A 22397-nucleotide genomic window follows, 5' to 3' on the forward strand; every position below is an offset into this window, starting at 1 on the left:
CGGGCTGAGTGACAAATTATGGATAAGCGTAAAGTAGCGATCATCGGGGGTTCCGGCTTTATCGGAACGCGTTTGGTTAAGCGTCTGAGTGCGCGTGACGACCTGGTGTTGACCATCGTGGATAAAAAGCGGAGTGAGCATTTTCCCGAACTTTATCAGTTTGGCGATGTAACCCAGCCCCAGACATTGCAGGAGCCGTTGGCCGGGTGTGACGCCGTGATCAACCTTGCCGCTGAGCATCAGGATAATGTCGATCCTATCTCACTGTATTACCAGGTTAACGTTGATGGGGCGCGCAATGTCTGCATGACGGCATCGGCGCTGAATATCCAACAGATTATCTTTACCTCCTCCGTGGCGGTCTATGGCTTCGTGACACGGGAAACCGGCGAAGAAGGGGTTTTCGAGCCCTTTAACCATTACGGCAAATCCAAGTTGGAAGCGGAGTATGTCTACGAGGCCTGGCGTAAAGCCGATGGCAGTAACAAATTAACCATCATTCGCCCGACGGTAGTGTTTGGTGAAAACAATCGCGGCAACGTTTATAACCTGTTCCGCCAAATTGCCAGCGGTCGCTTTGTGATGATCGGCAGCGGCAATAATATGAAGTCCATGGCCTACGTTGAGAATATTGCCGCCAGACTCGAGTATGCACTGGATCAACAGGCCACTTATCAGGTCAGCAATTATGTTGATAAACCCGACTTCACCATGAATCAGCTGGTAGACGTTATTTCTTCTTCATTAGGCAGAAATAATAAGACTATTCGCATTCCTTATCTATTTGGGATCTGCGGGGCAACGGCATTAGATGTGGTGAGTAAAATAAGTCACCGAAAATTTCCTATTAGCCGCGTGCGGGTGCAGAAATTCTGTGCCAGAACACAATTTAAAAGCAATGTTCAATGTGATTTCGTGGCGCCAGTCGAACTTGATTCGGCAATCGAAAAAACAATTAAGCATGAGTTTTCCTAGAGATAACTTTATTACGGGTTAGGGTTATTTATTTTTCATCTCTGACAAGCAGATAAATCTGTATTAAACGGGATTGGCTCATGCTGACTTATATCCTGGGACTGTCAATTTTATTTTTGTTAATAGCGCATTGGGAGCTGTAACTCAAGGGCGGTAGCGTGCTTATTCGCTGGAGGAACAATGTTATATCAACTGAGCGTGATATTTATTTTGGCGCTGGTGCTGGTGGTTATTGCCCGCCGCGCTGCGTTGGCGGTGGGGTTAGTGGATAAACCCAATGCGCGCAAGCGTCATCAGGGGCATGTTCCGCTGGTCGGCGGGATCGTCATTTACCTCATTATGACGCTGGTGACCTTTTGGCAGCCCGAATGGTTGCCGCACAGTACCACCTTCTTGCTGAGCATTACGGCGCTGGTATTGCTGGGCGTTCTGGATGACCGCTTTGATCTGCCGGTGACGCCACGCGTCATCGTGCAGGGAGGGATTGCGCTGGCGATGATGCTGGCGGCAGGGATGCAACTCACCTCCTTTGGTTACCTGTGGGGTCATCAAGAACTGCAGCTGGGCTACGCGGCCTTGTTGATCACGCCGCTGGCGGTGTGGGGGGCGATCAACGCCTACAACATGGTTGACGGCATCGACGGCCAACTGGGCGCGCTGTCCTGCGTCACGTTTATGGCGCTGGCCATCCTGTTCGGCCTGGCCGGGCATGAAGAGCAGGCGTTGTGGTGTCTGAGCCTGATTGCGGCCCTGGCGGCCTACCTGTTGTTCAACCTCAGTCTGTTCGGTGCGCGCAACAAGATTTTCATGGGGGATGCCGGCAGCATGGTCATTGGGTTTAGCGTGCTGTGGCTGCTGATAGCCGCCACCCAGGGCGAAGACGCCGTGATGCGACCGGTGACCGCACTGTGGCTGATTGCCATTCCGCTGATGGACATGGTAACGGTGATGACGCGTCGTTTGCTGCGTCGACAGAGTCCTTTCAAGGCTGGGCGCGATCATTTGCATCATATTCTGATGCGTCGTGGCCTCAATGCGCGTCAGGCGCTGAGTATGAGCTGCATGCTGGCGGTGACGCTGGCCTGCGTCGGCATCTGCAGCGAAGTGCTGCAACTGCCCGATCACCTGATGCTGCTGGCCTTTGTATTTTGCTTCTTCGGTTATTTTGCCCTGCTGCACGAACCTCGTCAGGGCAGAGTTTTTACCGATAACCCTACCGCCGATCGTTAATCCTCCCACGGGCCGCAACGGCGGCCCGTTTTTCACGGTACCGTTATGAACCTTCATTTGCCTCATTTGATGCCACTGGTGCTGTCCAGCGTGCTGCTCAGTGGTTGCACCGCCTTTCCGGGTTCACACCTGCCGACCCAGGGCAAAGAAAAAGTGACTCAACAGGACGAAGATTTCGACCTCAACAAACAGGTTCAGGTATATCGCGTCACGCCGATGCTGCTGGAAAAAATGCGTCGCATAGAACCGGTAGCGCGACCCAACCTGGCGTTGGATCAGCGGTTGCAAAGCTATCAGTACCGCATCGGCGTTGGTGACGTGCTCAACGTTACCGTCTGGGATCACCCGGAGCTGACCACCCCGGCAGGGCAATACCGCAGCGCCAGTGATACCGGTAACTGGGTGCATGCCGATGGCGCCATCTTCTATCCGTACATTGGTAAGGTGCAGGTGGTGGGCAAAACCGTTACCGAAGTGCGCAACCAGATTGCCAGCCGCCTGGCGACCTATGTGGAAAGCCCGCAGGTGGACGTCAGCATCGCCGCGTTCCGCTCGCAAAAGGTGTATGTCACCGGTGAGGTGAAAACTTCTGGGCAGCAGGCCGTGACCAACGTGCCGCTGACCATTCTGGATGCCATCAACGCCGCCGGCGGGCTGACCGATAACGCCGACTGGCGCAACGTGGTGCTGACGCACCAGGGCAAAGAACAGCCGATTTCGCTGCAGGCATTGATGCAGCGCGGCGACATCAGCCAGAACCATTTGTTGACGCCCGGCGACATCCTCTATGTGCCGCGTAACGATGAACTGAAAGTGTTTGTGATGGGCGAGGTTGGCAAGCAGTCGACGCTGAAAATGGACCGCAGCGGCATGACCCTGACCGAGGCCCTGGGCAGTTCCGAAGGGATCAGCCAGACGGTGGCCGATGCCACCGGGGTGTTCGTGATCCGTCCAAACGGCGGCAAGCAGCCAAAACGGCTGGCGTCGCTGTACCAGTTCGACCTGTCTGATGCCGCCGCACTGGCGATGGGCACCGAATTCCAGTTGGAGCCTTATGACGTGGTGTACGTCACCGCGGCACCGGTCGCACGCTGGAACCGCTTGATTAGCCAGCTGGTACCGACCATTTCCAGCTTCAACGACCTCAGTGAGGCCACGTTGCGGGTACGTAACTGGTAACCCCGTAACGGTGACTAAAGGAAGACCGATGATGAAGAACAATGCATTGCCGATTGTGATGGCCGAGCAGGACGACAAATTGGAGTGGGAGCGCCTGATTGGCCCGCTGTGGGACAACCGCTGGCGCATTCTGCTGGTGACCGGCGTAGCCGGGATCCTGGGCTGTGCCTATGCGTTGATGGCAACGCCAATCTATCAGGCCACGGCTTTGGTGCAGGTGGAAAAACAACTTTCGGGCGACTCGCTGCTGCGCGAAACGCTGGACAGTTCGATCGGCGGAGTCGGTCAGAACTCGGCGACCCAGGACGAGGTCTCGCTGGCGAAATCACGTTACGTAATTGGCAAAACCGTCGACGACCTCGGCCTGACGGTGCGCATCAGCCCGGACTATTTCCCGCTGTTCGGCAAGGGCATCGCTCGCCTGAGTGGCGAAGTGACGCCGGTACTGCGTATTTCTTCCATGAAGGTGCCGGCGGTGATGCAGGGCCAGGAACTGACCCTGACCGTCGATGATCCGCAGCATTACAGCCTGAGTCATGACGGCAAAACCTTGTTCAGCGGCGTTGTGGGGCAAACGCTGCAGCAGGGCGGTTGGTCGGTCAACGTGAGCGAGCTTGAAGCGCAGCCGGGCACCACCTTCACCGTGGTTAACGTACCGCGCCAAAAAGCGGTGGACGATCTGCGCAATATTCTCGATGTCGCGCCTGGCGGCAAGGAAAGTGGCATCATGACCTTCAGCCTGGCGGGGGAGGATCCGCAGCGTGCGGAAGCGGTGCTCAAGAGCATCACCGATAACTACCTGCAGCAGAATGTGGATCGCAAAACTGAAGAAGCTCAGCGCATGCTGGCCTTCCTGCATGAGCAGTTGCCACGGACCCAGACTTCGCTCAATAACGCCGAGAATCAGCTTAATCAATTCCGCCAGCAGAACGACTCGGTAGACCTGTCGCTGGAGGCCAAGTCGGTGCTGGACACCCAGGTGCAACTTGAAGGGCAGCTCAATGAGTTGACCTTCAAAGAGGCGGAAATTTCCAAGCTCTATACCCGGGTACACCCGGCCTACCGTGCTTTGTTGGAAAAGCGCGCCACGCTGGAAGCTGAAAAGGCGCGACTCGGTAAACAGGTACAAACCTTGCCGAAAACCCAGCAGGAAATTTTGCGCCTCACCCGCGACGTGCAGGTGGATCAGCAGGTCTACATGCAGTTGATGAACAAGCAGCAGGAGCTGAGCATCAGCAAGGCCGGTACCGTGGGCAACATCCGCATCATCGATGAGGCCGAAACCGGTCTGCGGCCGGTACAGCCACAAAAAGCGATGATCGTGTTCTTCGCTCTGCTGATGGGCGGTGTGCTGTCGGCGTCGGTGGTGGTGTTGCGTGCCGCGCTTCATCGTGGCATCAGCGATACCGATACGCTGGAAAAGCGTGGTATCAGCGTGTATGCCACGGTGCCGCTTTCGCCCTGGCAGCAAAAGCGCAATCGAGTTCAGCAGCAGCTGTTGACCAAACACAGCAGCGGCAAACTGCCGATCCTGGCGCAGGAAGAACCGGAAGATTTATCCGTTGAGGCTATCCGCAGCCTGCGCACCAGCCTGCATTTCGCCATGATGGAGGCCAAGAACAATATTCTGATGGTATCCGGCGCCAGCCCGGCCAGCGGGAAGAGTTTTACCAGCACCAACCTGGCAGTGGTGATCGCTCAGGCAGGGCAGCGGGTGTTGCTGATCGACGCCGACATGCGCAAAGGCTTTTTGCACCGTTGGTTGAACAACAGCGCCAAGGCTGGTTTGTCAGATATGCTGTCCGGGCTGATTGCGCCAGAAATGGCGGTGAAGAAGACCGACATTGCCAATCTGGATTTCGTGCCGCGTGGCCAGGTACCGCCCAATCCGTCCGAACTGCTGATGCACCAGCGCTTTGCCGATTTCTTGCGCTGGGCGGGCCAGAACTACGATCTGGTGCTGATCGACACGCCACCGGTGTTGGCGGTGACCGACGCGGCGATTGTTGGGCATCACGCCGGTACGGCACTGATGGTGGTGCGTTTCGAGGTCAACACCGTCAGGCAGATTGAGACCAGCATCCGCCGGTTCGAACAAAATGGTGTCACCATTAAAGGGGTGATCCTCAACGGCATGGTGAAGAAAACCGCTACCGACGCCGGTTACTATGCCTTTGCTTACCCGAGCCATCAGGAAAAGGTCCAGTAACCCTATGAAAGCGATGCTGATGAACTCCCTGTGGTTAATGTTGGAGCGAGTATCGCTGAGCCTGTCGGGGATTTTCGTTTCGGTTTACGTCGCGCGCTATCTGGGGCCGGCGCAGTACGGGCTGATTAACTACTTGTTGTCGGTGATTGCCATTGCGGTTCCGCTGGTGCAATTGGGGGCCGACGCGGTGTTGTTCAACCGCGTCGCCCGCCAACGGCAAAGTGGCATTCGGTTGATGCTGGCCTCGATGCGTCTGCGGCGGCAACTCTTTGCGCTGATCGCGGTGCCGCTGATGGCCTGGGCAATGTTAACGCAGGATCGCACCAGCCAGATCATGATGGCACTGATGCTGGCCAGCGCGTATTTCTCGGTGCAGGACGTTTATAAAATCTATTACGACGCCCTGTTGAAATCGAAGCTGAACACGCTGATCAACAATGTGGCGCTGCTGTTGTCGATTGTTGTGCGGCTGGCGCTGGTGCATGCCAAACTGCCGCTGGAATGGTTTGCGGTGCCCTATGTGCTGAGCAGCCTGATCCCCTACGGAGTACGTTGGCTGCTGTTTCGCCGCGAGAAAGGGGGCATGCGGCCCATCAGCCTGCGTCATCAACGGCGCTATGGCCGCTATCTGCTGAAGGTGGGGCTGCCGCTGGCCGTGTCCGGACTATCGATTGTCATCTATACGCGTATCGATCAGATCATGATCGGTAACTACCTCGGGGAACACAGCGTTGGGCTGTACAGCGCCGCCATCACCCTGAGCCAGGGGTGGGTCTTTGTGCCCATTGCGCTGATTACCTCGATGATGCCGGGGGTGGCCAACGCCGGTTCCGTAAGCGAGCAGGAAGGGCGGATCCGACTGCTGTATCTGGTGGTTCTGCTGCTTTCTATGCCGGTGATATTACTGCTGTCGCTGTTCCCGGGCCCGATAGTGAAGCTGATGTTTGGCGACAGTTACCGTGAAACCGCCACCATTCTGGCGCTGTGCTCGGTGACTTCACTGTTCTCAGTGATGGGCACTGTTTCTTACCGGGCGATCGTGTTGTTTGGCGGTTATCGGTTTATCGCGATAAAAATGCCTTTGGCCGCTTTGGTCAACGTGCTGATGAATCTGGTGCTGATCCCGCGCTATGGCATTTTGGGCGCGGCGATATCAACGTTGATTACCGAATTTATTTCATTTTTTGTACTTAATGGCTTTTTTAGAAAAGGACAAATTACCCGGCTGCAGGTCACCTGCTACCGCTGTTTGCCGCAACTAATAGGGAAGGTGCGAGAACTTTATGCTAAATAATCTGGTGAAGGGTTTTTACCGTAATATACCCGACGCATTATATCATCAGCTAAAATACGCTTTGTTTTTTCGCAAGCTACCGCATCTGGCTAAACCGATGGGGTATAGCGAGAAACTGATGCGCAGGAAAGTCTATCCTCTGGCGATGTATACTCAGCTGTCCGATAAGTATCTGGTCAGGGAATATATTGAAAAGCTGTGGGGGAAAGAATACCTGATTGAACTTTATGCTCAGGGTGAGAAATTAACTGAGGAAATGTACCAGTCATTGCCTGACGCCTTTGTGATTAAGGCGAATCACGGCAGCGGTTATAACAAGCTGGTGTTTGATAAAAGCCAGACCAGCTTTAATGAATTGAGGGTGCTGACCAACAGCTGGCTGCGACAGAATTTTTATCAGGTCTATCGCGAGCGTCACTATAAGGATATTTCGCCGTGCATCATGGTGGAAAAAATGTTGCTGGAAGACGGCAAAACCCCGAATGACATCAAGATCCACTGTTTTAACCGCAACGGGGAAGTGCGTTTTTTCATCCAGATTGATTACCAGCGCTTTATCGACCACCGTCGTGATTTTTTCGATGCCCAATGGAACCGCACCGAAATCCGCATGGGGGTGCCCAACAGCGAAGTGCCGATGGAGAAACCCTGTCGCCTGGATCAGATGCTGCAGCTGGCACGCCAGGTGGCAGAACAGTTCTCTTACGTAAGGGTGGATTTTTATCAGGTGCAGGAACGGATCTATTTTGGCGAGTTAACATTTACTCCCGGAGCCGGCCTGCAACGATTCACACCGGAAATTATTGAACAAGAGTGGGGAGGTTATTTCCAGGAGTAGTTGAGTAACCGGTAGGCTGCGCGTATTTACCGCGTCAGGACGGGGGGAAGTAACCGGACAAGGATATTCTGGGATAACAAGCTATTCCGTTGGCATTAGCATTGTTTTGCCAAATGATAATATATTGTTGAGGTAATAAATGGACTTATCGATTGTCATTCCCGTTTTTAATAACTCAGCCAGTTTGGCCACCACATTAGTCAGGATGACTAATGCCTGCTCCGGTTTCGACTACGAAATTATCGTGGTTGATAATGCGTCGGACAAACAAGAGTTGGATAATATGCGCAGCCTGTTGGTCGCCAATCGTCGGGCGCGGCTGCACGAAAGTAAAGTGCGGCGTAATACGGCGGCCTCGTGCAATACCGGGTTCCGTTTAGCGCGCTCGGACGTGGTTTTTTTTCTGGAGCCGGAGGATTCGTTTAATACCAACTATATTATCCGCCGCCTGAAACGTCATCAGGACCCCCGAATAGACATTATCTTCGGCAACTACGTCACGGTAAGTGATAAGAATATTCGCAGTTATCGTTTCGATTATAAAGAGGGCGTGGCGGGAGCGGATTTTTTATTTCTTGATATGGGTGATATTCGCACCTCAACCATCAGCCTGCGCAAAAAGGAAGACCGGCGTTTTTTATTTCCGGAGTTTCTCTACAAGTATCAAGATTGGGGATTTTTGGTCAACGCCACCAATCTGGGGGCCAGGGTGGCCTTCGACGAGGGGCGCGGCGTGTTTATCCGCTGCGGCGATGCCGATACCGATCGTTGCCGGATGAATATCGATGCCAGCGAGCAGTTTATCGATGCTTACCTTCATGCCAGCGGCCGCTATATCAGCGGTTTTGCCTGCAAACACCTGCTGGCCTCGCTGTACAGCGAAAACCTGCAGGCCTTCACCTATTACTCAGCGCGCACCGAGCGCGATGCCCTGAGCAGCAAATTCAGGGCGATCAAACTGTACGGCGACTGTCTGGCCAGACTGGGGCTGTTTCCACTGGGCGGGCGACTGTTGCGTACCGCCCGCGAGGGATTTCGGAGATGACATGCAGCAACGAAAAGTAGCGATTGTGATTGAGAACATCGCCGAAAAAGGCGGTACCGAGCGGGTGGCCAGCAGCCTGGCAAATGCGCTGACGACGCGTTTGGGGCATCAGGTGGATCTGGTGTCGATCAGCGGCGACCGGGCATTTTACCTGCTGGAGGAGTCAGTGAGTTTACGCTTTATGCCTGGCAGAACGCTGTTGTGGCCCTGGCGATTGGCATGGTTTTTACGGCGCGGCCGCTATGACGTAATTATCACCGTTTCGATGGGCAAACTGTCGTCGATCATGGTGCCGTACCTGCGGTTGCTGTGTCCGAACAGCCGGCTGTTGCTGAGTGAGCACGTCAGTTTTCACCAGTATGCCTGGCCGATGAAGTGGCTAAAGGTGCTGGTCTACCGACTCGGTGACCGCACGGTACTGCTGACGAAGAAAGATTTGGCCACCATCAGCCGTTGGGTGCCCGGCCGCAAATGTCGGGTGATTGAGAACGTTTCACCCTTCCCGGTGCAACCGCCGCAACCGGCTCAGCAACAGCCGGTGGCGCTGGCGGTGGGGCGGTTATGCCGACAGAAAGGGTTTGACCGCCTGATCGCCGCCTGGCAGCAGATAGCGCCGCAAGCGCTGGGTTGGCAACTGCATATCGTCGGCGACGGCCCGGACCGGGGGGCACTGCAACAGCAGATTGACGCCGCCGGTCTGGGTGATCAGGTGAAGTTGTTGCCGGCGACGGCGGACATCGCCGGCCACTACCGTCAGGCCGCGATGCTATTGATGACCTCGCGTTACGAAGGCTTGCCGATGGTGCTGATTGAAGCGATGAGTTTTGGTCTGCCCCTGGTGGCCTTTGACTGCCAGACCGGCCCGGCGGAACTGATTGATGACGGTAAAAACGGTTATCTGGTTCCAGAGGGTGACATCGAGGCCTTCAGCCAACGAACGCTGGCGCTGATAGGCGACGGCGAGTTGCGTCAGCGCTTCTCTCTGCACTCGTTGGCGCGGGCGCAGCAGTACATTCCCGAGCGTATTTATCCCCAATGGCAACAGCTTATCGCTGGAGGTTAAGATGGAAAAAGTTTCAGTTATCATGCCGGCTTACAACGCAGCGGGCTTTATCAAAGAGTCGATCCTCGGGGTGTTGAACCAGACTTACCAGGATTATCACCTGTATGTGATCGACGATGCTTCTACGGACCATACCGCCGAGGTGGTGAAACCGTTCATCCACGATCGTCTGACTTACATCCGCAACGACACCAATCAGGGCGTGGCCGAGACCCGCAACATCGCGATTGAAGCCGCACGCGGCGATTATATTGCGTTTTGCGACAGCGATGACGTCTGGCACCCGAACAAGCTGGCGCGCCAGGTCGGGATCCTCAAGACCAACCGCTACGACGTGGTGTGCTCCCATTATTACACCTTTGAAGATGACCCGACGCGGGTGAAAAACTACCGCGGCGCCGGCGAAATCATCGCCTATAAAGACATGTTGAAAAGCAACTGGATCGGCAATCTGACCGGTATGTACAACCAGCGACAGGTCGGCAAGGTGTACCAGAGCAAAGTGGGCCATGAGGACTACGTGATGTGGCTGTCGGTGCTGGAGAAGGCGCGGAACCACATGGCTTACTGCATCCCCGAACCCCTGGCCTTTTATCGCCTGTCGGCGCAGTCGCTGTCCGGCAATAAATTCCGCGCGGCCGACTGGCAGTGGCAGATATATCGCCGCCATCTGGGGCTTTCCTATCAGAAGTCCTGTTATCTGTTCTTCTCCTATCTGTACAGCGCGGTGATGAAAAGACAATGAATTTCAGCAAACTAACCTCGGCCTGCCTGCTGGCGAGCGCCGGCTGGGCGGGGCTGGCCAATGCGGCCGGCTGCGACAGCAACCTGCTCAAGGATCCCGGCTTCGAGCAGGGGGGGCCGGGTGGTCGCTGGCCTCGGCGCAGGTGGTCGCGGGTGGCCACGGCGGTCAGAGCAGCCTGTTTTATCAAAATCACAACCCGGCCAACTACCACAACATGCTGCAAACCCTGTCGGTCAAACCGGGTCAACAGCTGGCTTTTGGTGCCTGGGTTCGCGGTGAAAATCTCAGGGGCAAGGGCGAAAATCAGGGCGCCGGCGTTTTTGTCGAAAGCTATGACGACCAGGGGCGTTTTTTGGCGGGCAGCTATCCGCAGGGGCTGCTGGGCACCAGCGGCTGGCAGCCGGTGACCGGCGATTTTCGGGTGCCACCACGGGCGGTGAAAGTGGTGCTGGGCGTTTATCTGCGTCAGGGCACCACCGGCAATGCCTGGTTTGACGATGTTTACGCCTGCCTGCAACCCGTTGCGCCGGAGCTGTACCAGATGCGCAGCGGTAACGGCGCGGCCTCCAGCCTGATTGAAGTGGTGGATCCGCAGCAGGTGCAGGTGGACAGTACCCTGGTCGATGACAAAAACACCGCGGTGAAACGTGACAGCCGCCGTTATGCCATCAGCGGGCAGCAAAAGGTGGAATTTCCGCTGCCGGCCGATCTGGCCGCCGGCGAGTATCGTTTGCAGCAGCAGGTGACGGACGTGGCCACGCAACGCAGTCAGCGCAGCGAAATGCCGATCAGCGTCGGTCGCCCGCAGCCCAAGGTAGCGCTGGATGCTCAGGGTTACGTGTTGAAGCAAGGCAAGCGCTTCTTCCCGCTCGGCATCTACATGTACGGCGAGATGGCGACGGATGAGCATCTGGCGCGCATCCGCGATGCCGGTTTCAATACCCTGCTCAATTACAACTACGGCACCGGCCGCGACCCCTATAACTATTTCCGCAAAACCCAGCAGTATGGTTTGCAGGTGATTTTTTCGCTCAAGGATATGTACGCCGGCACCCGCTTTGCGCCGGAAACCAAAATGAGCTATCCGCAGCTGACGGCCAGCTATGTGGAGAAGTTCAAGCATCAACCAAACCTGCTCGCCTGGTACATCAACGACGAACTGGGCCCGGAATATGTGCCGCAGATTGAGCAAAAGCACCTGCAGGTCAAGCAATTGGATCCGGATCACCTGACGTTCCAGGTGTTGGACAAGACCGGGACGCTCAATGCCTATTTCAACAGTTCGGACGTATTGGCCAGCGACCCTTATCCGGTCGGCAGAGACGCCGATCTGACGCGAACGCTGGAGTACAGCCGTATTACCAGCCAGGTGGCGCGCCAGGCAAAAGGAGCCTGGTTGGTGATGCAAATTATGGATCATGCCGCTTACGCCCCCGGCCGTAAGCCGCGTCAGCCTACCGAGGCGGAGATCCGCAATCAGGCCTGGTTAGGGCTGATCGGCGGGGCCAGAGGCATCCTGTTTTATTCCTATACCGACTTGTTCTACAAGCGCCAGCGTGGCGGCTTCAGTCAGCAGGAGTTCGATGCTATCTGGCGTGGCGTCGCCAGCGTAGCACAGCAGATTGTCAGCTTTGAGCCTTACCTGCTTTCAGGTGAAAGCCGGTTGTTGCAAGGCAACAATACCGCCATCCCGGCCCGGCTGTTTATCCGCGGCGATCGCGGCCTGGTACTGATAGCCAACCCTTATTACCGTCAAATGTCGGCACGTTTTGATCTGCCTGCCGGTTGGCAGGCTCAGGGGCAACGGCAGATTGAGGCGGAATTGCCTTCGATGGGCAGCCGTGCGGTATGGGTGCAACGTCAAACAGAAGATAAAGGATAACCGGTCATGAATATTACCCTGAGCCTGATTATTCCTGTGTACAAGGTTGAGGCTTATATCGAGGCGTGCCTTGATTCGGTGCTGCAACAGCTGCCTGACTGGGCGGAAGTGATCATCGTGGATGACGGCAGCCCGGACGGTGCCATCGGCATTGCCGAAGAGATGCTGTGTCGCTACCCGCAGCACAAACGGCGGGTCAGCATTCTGCGCCAGGAAAATCAGGGGTTAAGCCAGGCGCGCAACAACGGCATTGACCATGCCGAGGGAAACTACATTGGCTTCCTGGACTCCGACGACGTACTGCTGGAGGGCTACTTCAGCATTTTGGGGCGTTTGTTGGCGGATAATCCGTTGGCCGATATTGTGGCCTTCAACGCCCAGCGCTTTTCGACCTTCAATAACGGCAAGATCCAACCGGACGGAACCATGGCTATCGTGCCCGGTAATGCGGCTCCGCAGCAGCGTGATGAGCATATGGCGCTGCTGGCAGACAGCTTTAACCGCAGCATGTGGTACGCCTGGGCGAGGATTTATCGCAAAACGCTGTTCGATGAGGCTCGCTTCCCGGCGGGGCGCAATTTTGAGGATATTCAGTTGATCCCGCAGCTTTACCTGAAGGCCGATCGCATCGTGGTCTGCGATACGCCGTTGGTGGGATACCGCGCCAACCCGAATGGCATTACGCGCGCGCCCAAGCGACGCGATCTGGACGATCTGGATTACGCACTCGACGGCGCTGACAGCGGGCGACGGCAGGGACTGGGGCATGGACTTTACTCGATTCTCTACGTCACCACCCTGAAAGCGCGCTTGCTGGTGGGGTTGGACTTTTTCGGGCCGCGTGATGCGTTGCGCGAAACCCGCGAGCTGAAGCGCCGTTATTCCGGCCTGCGCGGCGAGGAGCGTAAAATGCTGAGCCGTAAAAACCGGCTGTTTTACCGTAGCCCGCTGGCTTACTACCTGATGGCCCGGCTGTACAACCTGCGCGGCTAGCGGCACAGCATTCGCCTCTTTCCCGTTTTCGTCAAAGCAGCAGCATGCTGCACCCATGTCAATTGGGGCGAGCCCTCTCGCCCCCAACAGGCAGAATAAAACTATGAGTATCACCGTCAGCGTCATCATACCCACCTATGGCCGCAGCGAACTGCTGGTACGCGCCATCGATAGCGTATTGGCACAAACCCATCGCCCGTTGGAAATCATCGTGGTGGATGACAACCCGCAGGGCGACGCCCATCGCCTGACGACCCGCGAGCGCCTGGCCGGCTACATTGAGCGGGGTGAGATTATCTATTACCCGCGCAGGCGCAATGGCGGCGGCGCGCTGGCACGTAACAGCGGGATCCTGCGTTCGAGCGGTCAGTACATCAGCTTTCTGGATGATGATGATTACTACCACCCACAGAAAATCGCCCGTCAACTGGCGTTTATGCAGCAGGGCGATTACGACGTCAGCCTGTGCGATATGGATATTCTGAAAAACGGGCAGATCAGCGCCGAGCATTACTACCGCGCGCGTTGCGAAGGGCTGGAGGACTTTATGCTGGCCGGCGTAGCCTACACGCCGATGATCATGATGCGCCGTAGCACGGCGATTGCGGTACGGGGTTTTTTCAACACTCCTCGCTACCAGGATCATATCTTCCTCTACCGGCTGCTGGCGGCCGGAGCGAAGATCGGTACGCTGCACGAACGACTGGCGGTGCACAACGACCATGACGGCGAACGCATCACCTCCAGTCCGAAGGGCATTATTGGCTACCGCAACAAAATGCAGTTTGAGCAGCGGCTGATGCCGCAGGTATCACCCCGGGCACGCAAGATCATGCGTCTGCGCCATACCTGCATTACTTCGCGCATCATTACCGACGGCAAGAGTCGCCTGGCAGGCGTTTTCTATGGGCTGAAGGGCATTGTTTACGTTAATAGCGGCTTGATGGCGGGGGTGTATATGAAAAATATCATCCGCAATGTGTTTTTCCGCGGCGTGCCGTTCTGAGATGCGTTTCGCGTACTCCGTTACCCTTAAGAGATTCCCCCTTTCAGAGGATGATTATGCGCTTTGAACGTTCGACGCTGATCGGCAGCGTACTGTTGCTGACGGTACCGCTTTTCGCCTTGTTGCACAGCATAGGTACGCTGAGGGCAGGAAAGAAAAACTCGGCGGCTTATGTGCTGATTGCGCTGTGTTTTTTCTTTTTCTTCATCAAAATTCCGCCGCTGGCAGACCTTTACCGCCACTTTGCCAACTACGATGCCATCAATTCGGCGACCCGCCTGAGTGATGTCATTCAGGGCAAGGTGGACGTGGTGCTGTACGCCAATTTCTATATTTTCAAAACGCTGGGGATCCCCTTTTTCATTATTCCGGGGCTGTACGTCGCGCTGTCGGTTTACTGCTATCTCAGCGCGCTGAATATCGTCATGCTGCATTCCGGCAAGGTGTTCACGGCGCGGCAGTTTGTGCTGCTGCATCTGGCGGTGCTGTTTTTGATTAACCCGTTTATCATTGCCATGGGGCTGCGCTTTGGCTTCTCGATGGCGGTGATGACCCTGGCGATGGTGTTGTTTTGCCATAAGCTTAACCGTCCGCTTGCCGCGGGCCTGATGCTGTTCGCCATGTTGACCCATTTTTCCAGCATGCTGCTGGTGGGGGTGTTTTTGTGCAGCCGGGTGATGCGCCTGAACCGCCTGCTGACGGTGGTGTTCAGCGCCATCGCCTTTCTGACCGCCAAGTTTGCGCTGCCGTTTATCGTTTCCCATATTACGATCTCCGGCATCAACAGTTACTCCGACGTCTATACCTCCGGCATGTACGCCAGCGACTACCTGACATCCGGCAACGCCAACGGCATGATTAACTTCCTGATTGTGTTATTCCCGGCGCTGTTTCTCGGCGTGTTTATGCTCGCTCACCCGATGCGCAACCAGACGGGGGACATCAAAAACTACGCGGCATGGCTGGTGGTGTTTGTGTTCCTGTGTTCCAGCTCGCTGCAGGCGGCCAGCCGTTATGCCAGCGTGGCCTCGGTGTTCTTGCTGTTTTATTACGTGGCTCATCGGGGATCGTTCATCCGCGGCAGATTCAACTACTTCTTCCTGTGCTTTATGCTGATGGCCACCGGTTATAACCTGATAGAGAACATTTACGTTCCGCGTCGCCCGATCATGCTGGGGCAGATGTGGCAGTCATTCTATAAAACGCCGCTGCTGAACCTGTTCTATGGCGAACAGGAATATGAGCAGTATCTGCAATTTATCAACCGCGACAGCGGCGAGTGGATAGGGCATGAGATGGATTTAGGCTAATGCGCCTTTTTAATCACTTCACCGAATCGGAAGCGGGCTTCAGCCCGTTTGAGGCCGTTGACAAAATTTAATGGTAGGGGCGCAGCATGCTGCGCCCAATAGCATCATCAATGGGTTAAATTGGGTCGAACATGTTCGGCCCCTACCGGTTTAGCCCTTTCGCTGGTTTGTCAGCAGTCTGAAGCGGGCATCAGTCCGCTTCCTACCCCCAAATACCCCACCTCGTTCAGCACACTCCGTCACAGAATAACTCCATCGAAATTTCTACATTATTTTCAGGTAATTAAATCAATTTCATGCACTGATACTTTAGGGGTAGGCTTGCCGTTGCCGCCGTTATTCTCCCCCGTTCTCTTGATCGCAATCAATTTGCCCAACTTCTGGCCTCAGTAGGCTGGCGGCAGATTGAGCAACGTCATTACCCGCCGTATTTCAAGCCGCAGCGTTGTTACCTGCGTTAGCTCACTCCAGTTACTTACTTGAGTAAGCGCCTGGAGATGAGCGAACTGGCCGCCTGGCTGCGACTTGAAATCCATAGGGTAAAAAATATTAAAAAGCCCTCAGGAGAATTCCGGATGAGCAAGTTTCTAGACCGATTCCGCTATTTTAAGCAGTTGGCGGAACCCTTTTCTGGCGATCATGGCCAGACGTTGAACACCAACCGCGACTGGGAAGACGGCTACCGTAGCCGTTGGCAGCATGACAAGATTGTGCGCTCCACCCATGGGGTCAACTGCACCGGCTCCTGCAGCTGGAAAATTTATGTGAAAAACGGCCTGGTCACCTGGGAAACCCAGCAGACCGATTACCCACGTACCCGTCCCGATCTGCCAAACCATGAACCGCGCGGTTGCCCACGTGGCGCCAGCTATTCCTGGTATCTGTACAGCGCTAACCGCCTGAAATACCCGTTGATGCGCAAACGCCTGATCAAACTGTGGCGCGAAGCCAAGGCGTTGCACAGCGATCCCGTCGATGCCTGGGGCTCGATCGTCAGCGATCCTGAAAAAGCCAAAAGCTACAAAGTGGCGCGCGGGCGCGGCGGTTTTGTGCGTTCCAGCTGGCAGGAGGTTAACGAGCTGATCGCCGCTTCCAACGTCTACACCGCCAAAACCTTCGGTCCGGATCGCATCATCGGCTTCTCGCCAATCCCGGCAATGTCGATGGTGTCTTACGCCGCCGGCGCCCGTTATCTGTCGCTGATTGGCGGCACCTGCTTGAGCTTCTACGACTGGTATTGTGACTTGCCACCGGCCTCGCCAATGACCTGGGGCGAACAGACCGACGTGCCGGAATCCGCCGACTGGTATAACTCTTCCTACATTATCGCCTGGGGTTCCAACGTGCCTCAGACACGCACCCCGGACGCGCACTTCTTCACTGAAGTCCGTTACAAAGGCACCAAGACCGTGGCGGTCACGCCGGACTACGCCGAAGTCGCCAAGCTGTGCGACCAGTGGCTGAATCCGAAGCAGGGCACCGACAGCGCGATGGCGCTGGCGATGGGCCACGTGATGCTGAAAGAGTTCCACCTGGATCGTGAGGTGGGTTATTTCCGCGATTACGTGCGTCGTTATACCGACATGCCGATGCTGGTCATATTGGAGCCGCGCGAAGAAGGGCATTACGCCGCCGGTCGTCTGTTGCGCGCCGCCGATTTGGTTGACGGCCTGGGGGAAGAAAATAACCCTGAATGGAAAACCGTCGCCATAGATCAACGCAGCGGCGAGCTGGTTGCTCCGCAGGGGTCGATCGGTTTCCGCTGGGGCGAACAGGGCAAATGGAACCTGGAACAACGCGCCGGGCAGGACCAGCAGGAAGTTGAATTGCAACTCAGCCTGCTGGGCGCGCATGACGACGTGGCCGAGGTGGGTTTCCCTTACTTTGGCGGCATCAAAAGCGGCGCTGCCGAGGGCGGGAACTTCAACAGCGTGGCGCTGGACGAGATCCTGCTGCACAAACTGCCGGTCAAACGCCTGCGCCTGGCGGACGGCAGCGAAGCGCTGGTGACCAGCGTGTATGATTTGACCCTGGCCAACTACGGCCTCGAGCGCGGCCTGAACGACGCCAACTGTGCCACCGACTACGACGATATCAAAGCCTATACCCCGGCCTGGGCCGAGCAAATCACCGGCGTTTCCCGCCACAACATCATCCGCATTGCGCGCGAATTTGCCGACAACGCCGAAAAAACCCATGGTCGCTCGATGATTATCGTCGGTGCCGGTGTCAACCACTGGTACCACATGGACATGACCTACCGTGGGCTGATCAACATGTTGATCTTCTGCGGCTGCGTCGGCCAGAGCGGTGGCGGCTGGGCGCACTACGTCGGCCAGGAAAAGCTGCGGCCGCAGACCGGCTGGCTGCCGCTGGCGTTTGGCCTCGACTGGCAACGTCCGCCGCGTCATATGAACAGCACCTCGTTCTTCTACAACCATTCCAGCCAGTGGCGCTACGAAACCGTAGGCACCGAAGAGCTGTTGTCGCCGATGGCGGACAAATCACGCTTTGGCGGTAGCCTGATCGATCTCAACGTGCGTGCCGAGCGCATGGGCTGGTTGCCGTCCGCACCACAGCTGGGCACTAACCCGCTGCATATTGCGGCGCAGGCACAAGCCGCAGGACAATCGCCGGTGGATTACACCGTCGATGCCTTGAAAAAAGGGACGTTGGGCTTTGCCGCCGAGCAGCCGGACAACCCGCAGAACTTCCCGCGTAACCTGTTCGTTTGGCGCTCCAACCTGCTGGGGTCCTCCGGCAAGGGCCATGAGTACATGCTCAAATACCTGTTGGGCACCGAAAACGGCATTCAGGGCAAGGATCTGGGCCAACAGGGCGGTGCCAAACCGCAGGAAGTGGAATGGCTGGAAAACGGCGGTGAAGGCAAGCTGGATCTGGTGGTGACCCTCGATTTCCGTATGTCCAGCACCTGCCTGTACTCCGACATCGTGCTGCCGACCGCCACCTGGTACGAAAAAGACGACATGAATACTTCGGATATGCATCCGTTTATTCACCCGCTGTCGGCGGCAGTCGATCCGGCCTGGGACTCGAAGAGCGACTGGGAAATCTACAAGGGCATTGCCAAAGCCTTCTCCGAAGTCTGCATCGGGCATTTGGGGCAGGAAACCGACGTGGTGACGCTGCCGATCCAGCATGACTCTGTCGCAGAGCTGGCGCAGCCTTACGGCGTCAAAGACTGGAAAAAAGGCGAATGTGACCTGATCCCGGGCAAAACCGCGCCGCATATTATGGCGGTAGAACGCGATTATCCGGCCACCTATGAGCGTTTCACTTCGCTGGGGCCGCTGCTGGATAAGCTGGGCAACGGCGGTAAAGGCATCGGCTGGAACACCCAGGACGAAGTCGACTTCCTGAAAAAACTCAACTACGTGAAAACCGCCGGCCCGGCAGTGGGCAGGCCGAAGATTGAAAGCGCTATCGATGCGGCCGAAGTGATCCTGGCGTTAGCGCCGGAAACCAACGGGCAGGTGGCGGTCAAGGCGTGGGACGCGCTGGGTAAAATGACCGGTCGCGATCACCGCCACCTGGCGCTGAACAAGGAAGACGAAAAAATTCGCTTCCGTGATATTCAGGCCCAGCCGCGCAAAATCATTTCCAGCCCTACCTGGTCAGGGTTGGAAGACGAACATGTGTCGTATAACGCCTGTTATACCAACGTGCATGAGCTGATCCCATGGCGCACCATCAGCGGCCGCCAGCAGCTGTATCAGGACCACGAGTGGATGCGCGCCTTTGGCGAGAGTTTGTTGGTGTACCGTCCGCCGATCGATACTCGCGCCGCGCAGCCGTTGCTGAACCAGAAGCCGAACGGCAACAGGGAGAAGGCGTTGAACTTCCTGACGCCGCACCAAAAGTGGGGTATCCACTCCACCTACAGCGACAACCTGTTGATGCTGACCCTGTCGCGCGGCGGGCCGATTGTCTGGATGAGTGAAGACGATGCCAAAGAGCTGGGCATTGAGGACAACGACTGGATCGAGGCCTTTAACGCCAACGGCGCACTGACCGCACGGGCGGTGGTCAGCCAGCGTATTCCGGCAGGCATGACCATGATGTACCACGCGCAGGAACGTATCGTGAATATCCCCGGTTCGGAAATCACCAGCCAGCGCGGTGGTATTCACAACTCGGTGACCCGCGTCTGCCCGAAACCGACCCATATGATCGGCGGCTACGCGCAGCTGGCCTACGGTTTCAACTATTACGGCACCGTCGGCTCCAACCGCGACGAGTTTGTGGTGGTACGCAAAATGAACCGCATCGATTGGTTAGACGGTGAAGGCAACGACAACTCGCAGGGCAGCCAGCAGGAGAAAGCAAAATGAAAATTCGTTCACAAGTCGGCATGGTGCTGAACCTGGACAAATGCATCGGTTGCCATACCTGTTCGGTGACCTGCAAGAACGTCTGGACCAGCCGCGAGGGCATGGAGTACGCCTGGTTCAACAACGTTGAAAGCAAACCCGGCGTCGGTTACCCGCACGCCTGGGAAGATCAGGAAAAATGGAAGGGCGGTTGGATCCGTAAAATCAACGGCAAGCTGGAACCGCGCATGGGCAGCCGCGTCGGCCTGTTGTCGAAGATTTTCGCCAACCCGGACGTGCCGGCGCTGGACGATTATTACGAGCCTTTCGACTACGACTATCAGAACCTGCATACCGCGCCGCAGGGGAAACATCAGCCGATCGCCCGTCCGCGCTCGCTGATCACCGGCCAGCGCATGAAGAAGATTGAAAGCGGCCCGAACTGGGAAGAGATCCTCGGCGGTGAATTCGAAAAACGCTCGCAGGACAAAAACTTCGACAACATGCAGAAGGCGATGTACGGCCAGTTTGAAAACACCTTCATGATGTATTTGCCGCGCCTGTGCGAACACTGCCTTAACCCGGCCTGTGTCGCCACTTGCCCAAGCGGTGCCATCTACAAGCGTGGCGAAGACGGCATTGTGCTGATCGATCAGGATAAATGCCGCGGCTGGCGCATGTGCCTGACCGGCTGTCCGTACAAGAAAATCTATTTCAACTGGAAGAGCGGCAAGTCCGAAAAGTGCATCTTCTGCTACCCGCGTATCGAATCCGGCCAGCCGACGGTGTGTTCGGAAACCTGCGTTGGCCGTATTCGCTATCTTGGCGTGTTGCTGTATGACGCCGACCGCATTGAGCAGGCCGCCGCCGCCGAAAACGAACAAGACCTCTATCAGCGCCAGTTGGATATCTTCCTGGATCCGCACGACCCGGCGGTGATTGCCCAGGCGTTGCAGGATGGCATTCCACAAGGGGTGATCGAAGCCGCACAGCAGTCGCCGGTGTATAAAATGGCGATGGACTGGAAGTTGGCACTGCCGCTGCACCCGGAATACCGCACGCTGCCGATGGTGTGGTACGTGCCACCACTGTCACCGATCCAATCCGCCGCCGATGCCGGTGAGCTGGCACACAACGGCGTATTGCCGGACGTGGAGAGCCTGCGTATTCCGGTGCAATATCTGGCCAACCTGCTGACTGCCGGGGATACCGCGCCGGTGCTGTTGGCGCTTAAACGCATGCTGGCGATGCGCCACTACAAACGGGCGGAAACCGTTGACGGCGTGCTGGACACCAGTGCCCTGGAGCAGGTGGGGTTGAGCGAAGCGCAGGCGCAGGAGATGTACCGTTATCTGGCGATCGCCAACTATGAAGATCGCTTTGTGATCCCGTCCAGCCACCGTGAACTGGCGCGTGAGGCTTTCCCGGAAAGCAAAGGCTGCGGCTTCAGCTTTGGTGACGGCTGCCACGGCAGCGACGGTAAATTCAACCTGTTCAACAGCCGCCGTATTGACGCCATTGATGTGACGCAAAAAACCGCCCGTCAGGAGGATGCCTCATGATCAGCCTGAAAGTGATTGCCCGCCTGCTGGATTATCCGGAGCAGGCGTTATTTGACCATCAGCAGGCTCTGGTAGAGGCACTGGAGCCGGCCAGCGAACTGGATTTGCACCACAGCGCGCAGTTGATCTTGTTTATTCGTCGATTTTGCGCTCGCCCGTTGCTGGACGTGCAGGCCAAATACTGCGAACTGTTTGACCGTGGTCGCGCCACCTCGCTGCTGCTGTTTGAGCACGTGCATGGTGAATCGCGCGATCGCGGCCAGGCGATGGTCGATTTGATGGCGCAATACCGTGAAGCGGGCCTGGAGATCGACAGCCGTGAATTGCCGGATTTCCTGCCGCTGTATCTGGAATACCTGGCCAGCCGCAGCCCGGCGGAGGCGCGCGGTGGCTTGCAGGACATCGCGCCGATCCTGGCGCTGTTGGGAGCCCGGTTGCAGCAGAGAGAAAGCCCGTACGCGCTGTTGTTTGACCTGTTGCTGGTGCTGTCCGGTACCGAGGTGAAAAGCGCCAGCCTGGAAAGCCAGGTGGCGGGAGAAGCCAGGGACGACACGCCGCAGGCGCTGGACGCGGTCTGGGAAGAGGAGCAGATACGATTCACTTCCCAGGGCAGTCCCGGTGAGCAAGGCTGCGCTTCGGCACAGCAAACGGCGCATCAGCGGCGTTTTGCCGGCGCGGTGGCGCCACAGTACCTGGACCTGACGGATGCGCTAACCGGAACCAAAGGACGCTAAT

Annotated in this window: 15 protein-coding genes and 1 pseudogene; all 16 read left to right on the forward strand. The window is 56.6% G+C overall.

Annotation, left to right across the window (positions count from 1 at the left end; all coding sequences use genetic code 11):
• Window positions 1-18 precede the first annotated feature (18 nt).
• The 16 genes and pseudogenes from ACMGG1_RS09235 (at window position 19) to narJ (ending at window position 22396) form a co-directional block, all read left to right on the forward strand.
• Window positions 19-975 (forward strand): NAD-dependent epimerase/dehydratase family protein, encoded by a 957-nt coding sequence (locus ACMGG1_RS09235; protein ID WP_122079677.1) that lies wholly within the window; start codon window positions 19-21, stop codon window positions 973-975.
• Between the two features lie 180 nt (window positions 976-1155).
• Entirely contained in the window at window positions 1156-2205 is a 1050-nt protein-coding gene (gene wecA, locus ACMGG1_RS09240) for a UDP-N-acetylglucosamine--undecaprenyl-phosphate N-acetylglucosaminephosphotransferase (RefSeq protein WP_122079676.1), read from the forward strand.
• 45 nt (window positions 2206-2250) lie between these two features.
• Window positions 2251-3384 (forward strand): polysaccharide export protein, encoded by a 1134-nt coding sequence (locus ACMGG1_RS09245; RefSeq protein WP_122079675.1) that lies wholly within the window; start codon window positions 2251-2253, stop codon window positions 3382-3384.
• A gap of 28 nt (window positions 3385-3412) precedes the next feature.
• Window positions 3413-5593, forward strand: a complete 2181-nt coding sequence (locus ACMGG1_RS09250) for a polysaccharide biosynthesis tyrosine autokinase (protein WP_142815060.1) — start codon at window positions 3413-3415, stop codon at window positions 5591-5593.
• 4 nt (window positions 5594-5597) lie between these two features.
• Complete coding sequence (locus ACMGG1_RS09255) at window positions 5598-6887, forward strand: flippase (protein WP_122079673.1); 1290 nt, start codon at window positions 5598-5600, stop codon at window positions 6885-6887.
• The gene (locus ACMGG1_RS09260; RefSeq protein ID WP_122079672.1) at window positions 6877-7725 is read left to right on the forward strand and encodes an ATP-grasp fold amidoligase family protein; all 849 of its coding nucleotides are present in this window, start codon (window positions 6877-6879) and stop codon (window positions 7723-7725) included. Before ACMGG1_RS09255 ends, ACMGG1_RS09260 begins: the two co-directional genes overlap by 11 nt.
• A gap of 139 nt (window positions 7726-7864) precedes the next feature.
• Window positions 7865-8770, forward strand: coding sequence for a glycosyltransferase family 2 protein (locus tag ACMGG1_RS09265; RefSeq protein WP_122079671.1), 906 nt, complete (start codon window positions 7865-7867; stop codon window positions 8768-8770).
• Window position 8771: 1 nt separating this feature from the next.
• Entirely contained in the window at window positions 8772-9833 is a 1062-nt protein-coding gene (locus tag ACMGG1_RS09270; protein WP_414161315.1) for a glycosyltransferase family 4 protein, read from the forward strand.
• 1 nt (window position 9834) lies between these two features.
• On the forward strand, window positions 9835-10578 hold the full coding sequence (locus ACMGG1_RS09275; RefSeq protein ID WP_044551994.1) for a glycosyltransferase family 2 protein: 744 nt from the start codon (window positions 9835-9837) through the stop codon (window positions 10576-10578).
• A pseudogene (locus ACMGG1_RS09280) lies at window positions 10575-12460 on the forward strand (carbohydrate-binding protein CenC). The gene ACMGG1_RS09275 and the pseudogene ACMGG1_RS09280 overlap by 4 nt, the downstream one beginning before the upstream one ends.
• A gap of 6 nt (window positions 12461-12466) precedes the next feature.
• Window positions 12467-13453 (forward strand): glycosyltransferase family 2 protein, encoded by a 987-nt coding sequence (locus ACMGG1_RS09285; RefSeq protein ID WP_046373291.1) that lies wholly within the window; start codon window positions 12467-12469, stop codon window positions 13451-13453.
• A 103-nt stretch (window positions 13454-13556) separates the two neighbouring features.
• Entirely contained in the window at window positions 13557-14459 is a 903-nt protein-coding gene (locus ACMGG1_RS09290) for a glycosyltransferase family 2 protein (RefSeq protein WP_273854421.1), read from the forward strand.
• Window positions 14460-14515: 56 nt separating this feature from the next.
• Window positions 14516-15769 carry a hypothetical protein gene (locus ACMGG1_RS09295; protein WP_273854422.1) on the forward strand — a complete coding sequence of 418 codons (1254 nt, stop codon included), beginning with the start codon at window positions 14516-14518 and terminating at the stop codon, window positions 15767-15769.
• A gap of 575 nt (window positions 15770-16344) precedes the next feature.
• Window positions 16345-20121 (forward strand): nitrate reductase subunit alpha, encoded by a 3777-nt coding sequence (locus ACMGG1_RS09300; protein ID WP_414161316.1) that lies wholly within the window; start codon window positions 16345-16347, stop codon window positions 20119-20121.
• Window positions 20118-21662 (forward strand): nitrate reductase subunit beta, encoded by a 1545-nt coding sequence (narH, locus tag ACMGG1_RS09305; protein ID WP_176983429.1) that lies wholly within the window; start codon window positions 20118-20120, stop codon window positions 21660-21662. The genes ACMGG1_RS09300 and narH overlap by 4 nt, the downstream gene beginning before the upstream one ends.
• The gene (gene narJ / locus ACMGG1_RS09310; RefSeq protein WP_414161317.1) at window positions 21659-22396 is read left to right on the forward strand and encodes a nitrate reductase molybdenum cofactor assembly chaperone; all 738 of its coding nucleotides are present in this window, start codon (window positions 21659-21661) and stop codon (window positions 22394-22396) included. Before narH ends, narJ begins: the two co-directional genes overlap by 4 nt.
• Window position 22397: the final 1 nt, after the last annotated feature.

Source organism: Serratia sp. BNK-12, assembly GCF_047456085.1.
In the GTDB taxonomy this organism is placed as follows: Bacteria; Pseudomonadota; Gammaproteobacteria; order Enterobacterales; family Enterobacteriaceae; genus Serratia; species Serratia liquefaciens.

Coding starts and splice junctions, on each gene's coding strand:
- ACMGG1_RS09235 (WP_122079677.1), top strand. CDS start 19: ATGGATAAGCGTAAAGTAGCGATCATCGGGGGTTCCGGCTTTATCGGA.
- wecA (WP_122079676.1), top strand. CDS start 1,156: ATGTTATATCAACTGAGCGTGATATTTATTTTGGCGCTGGTGCTGGTG.
- ACMGG1_RS09245 (WP_122079675.1), top strand. CDS start 2,251: ATGAACCTTCATTTGCCTCATTTGATGCCACTGGTGCTGTCCAGCGTG.
- ACMGG1_RS09250 (WP_142815060.1), top strand. CDS start 3,413: ATGATGAAGAACAATGCATTGCCGATTGTGATGGCCGAGCAGGACGAC.
- ACMGG1_RS09255 (WP_122079673.1), top strand. CDS start 5,598: ATGAAAGCGATGCTGATGAACTCCCTGTGGTTAATGTTGGAGCGAGTA.
- ACMGG1_RS09260 (WP_122079672.1), top strand. CDS start 6,877: ATGCTAAATAATCTGGTGAAGGGTTTTTACCGTAATATACCCGACGCA.
- ACMGG1_RS09265 (WP_122079671.1), top strand. CDS start 7,865: ATGGACTTATCGATTGTCATTCCCGTTTTTAATAACTCAGCCAGTTTG.
- ACMGG1_RS09270 (WP_414161315.1), top strand. CDS start 8,772: ATGCAGCAACGAAAAGTAGCGATTGTGATTGAGAACATCGCCGAAAAA.
- ACMGG1_RS09275 (WP_044551994.1), top strand. CDS start 9,835: ATGGAAAAAGTTTCAGTTATCATGCCGGCTTACAACGCAGCGGGCTTT.
- ACMGG1_RS09285 (WP_046373291.1), top strand. CDS start 12,467: ATGAATATTACCCTGAGCCTGATTATTCCTGTGTACAAGGTTGAGGCT.
- ACMGG1_RS09290 (WP_273854421.1), top strand. CDS start 13,557: ATGAGTATCACCGTCAGCGTCATCATACCCACCTATGGCCGCAGCGAA.
- ACMGG1_RS09295 (WP_273854422.1), top strand. CDS start 14,516: ATGCGCTTTGAACGTTCGACGCTGATCGGCAGCGTACTGTTGCTGACG.
- ACMGG1_RS09300 (WP_414161316.1), top strand. CDS start 16,345: ATGAGCAAGTTTCTAGACCGATTCCGCTATTTTAAGCAGTTGGCGGAA.
- narH (WP_176983429.1), top strand. CDS start 20,118: ATGAAAATTCGTTCACAAGTCGGCATGGTGCTGAACCTGGACAAATGC.
- narJ (WP_414161317.1), top strand. CDS start 21,659: ATGATCAGCCTGAAAGTGATTGCCCGCCTGCTGGATTATCCGGAGCAG.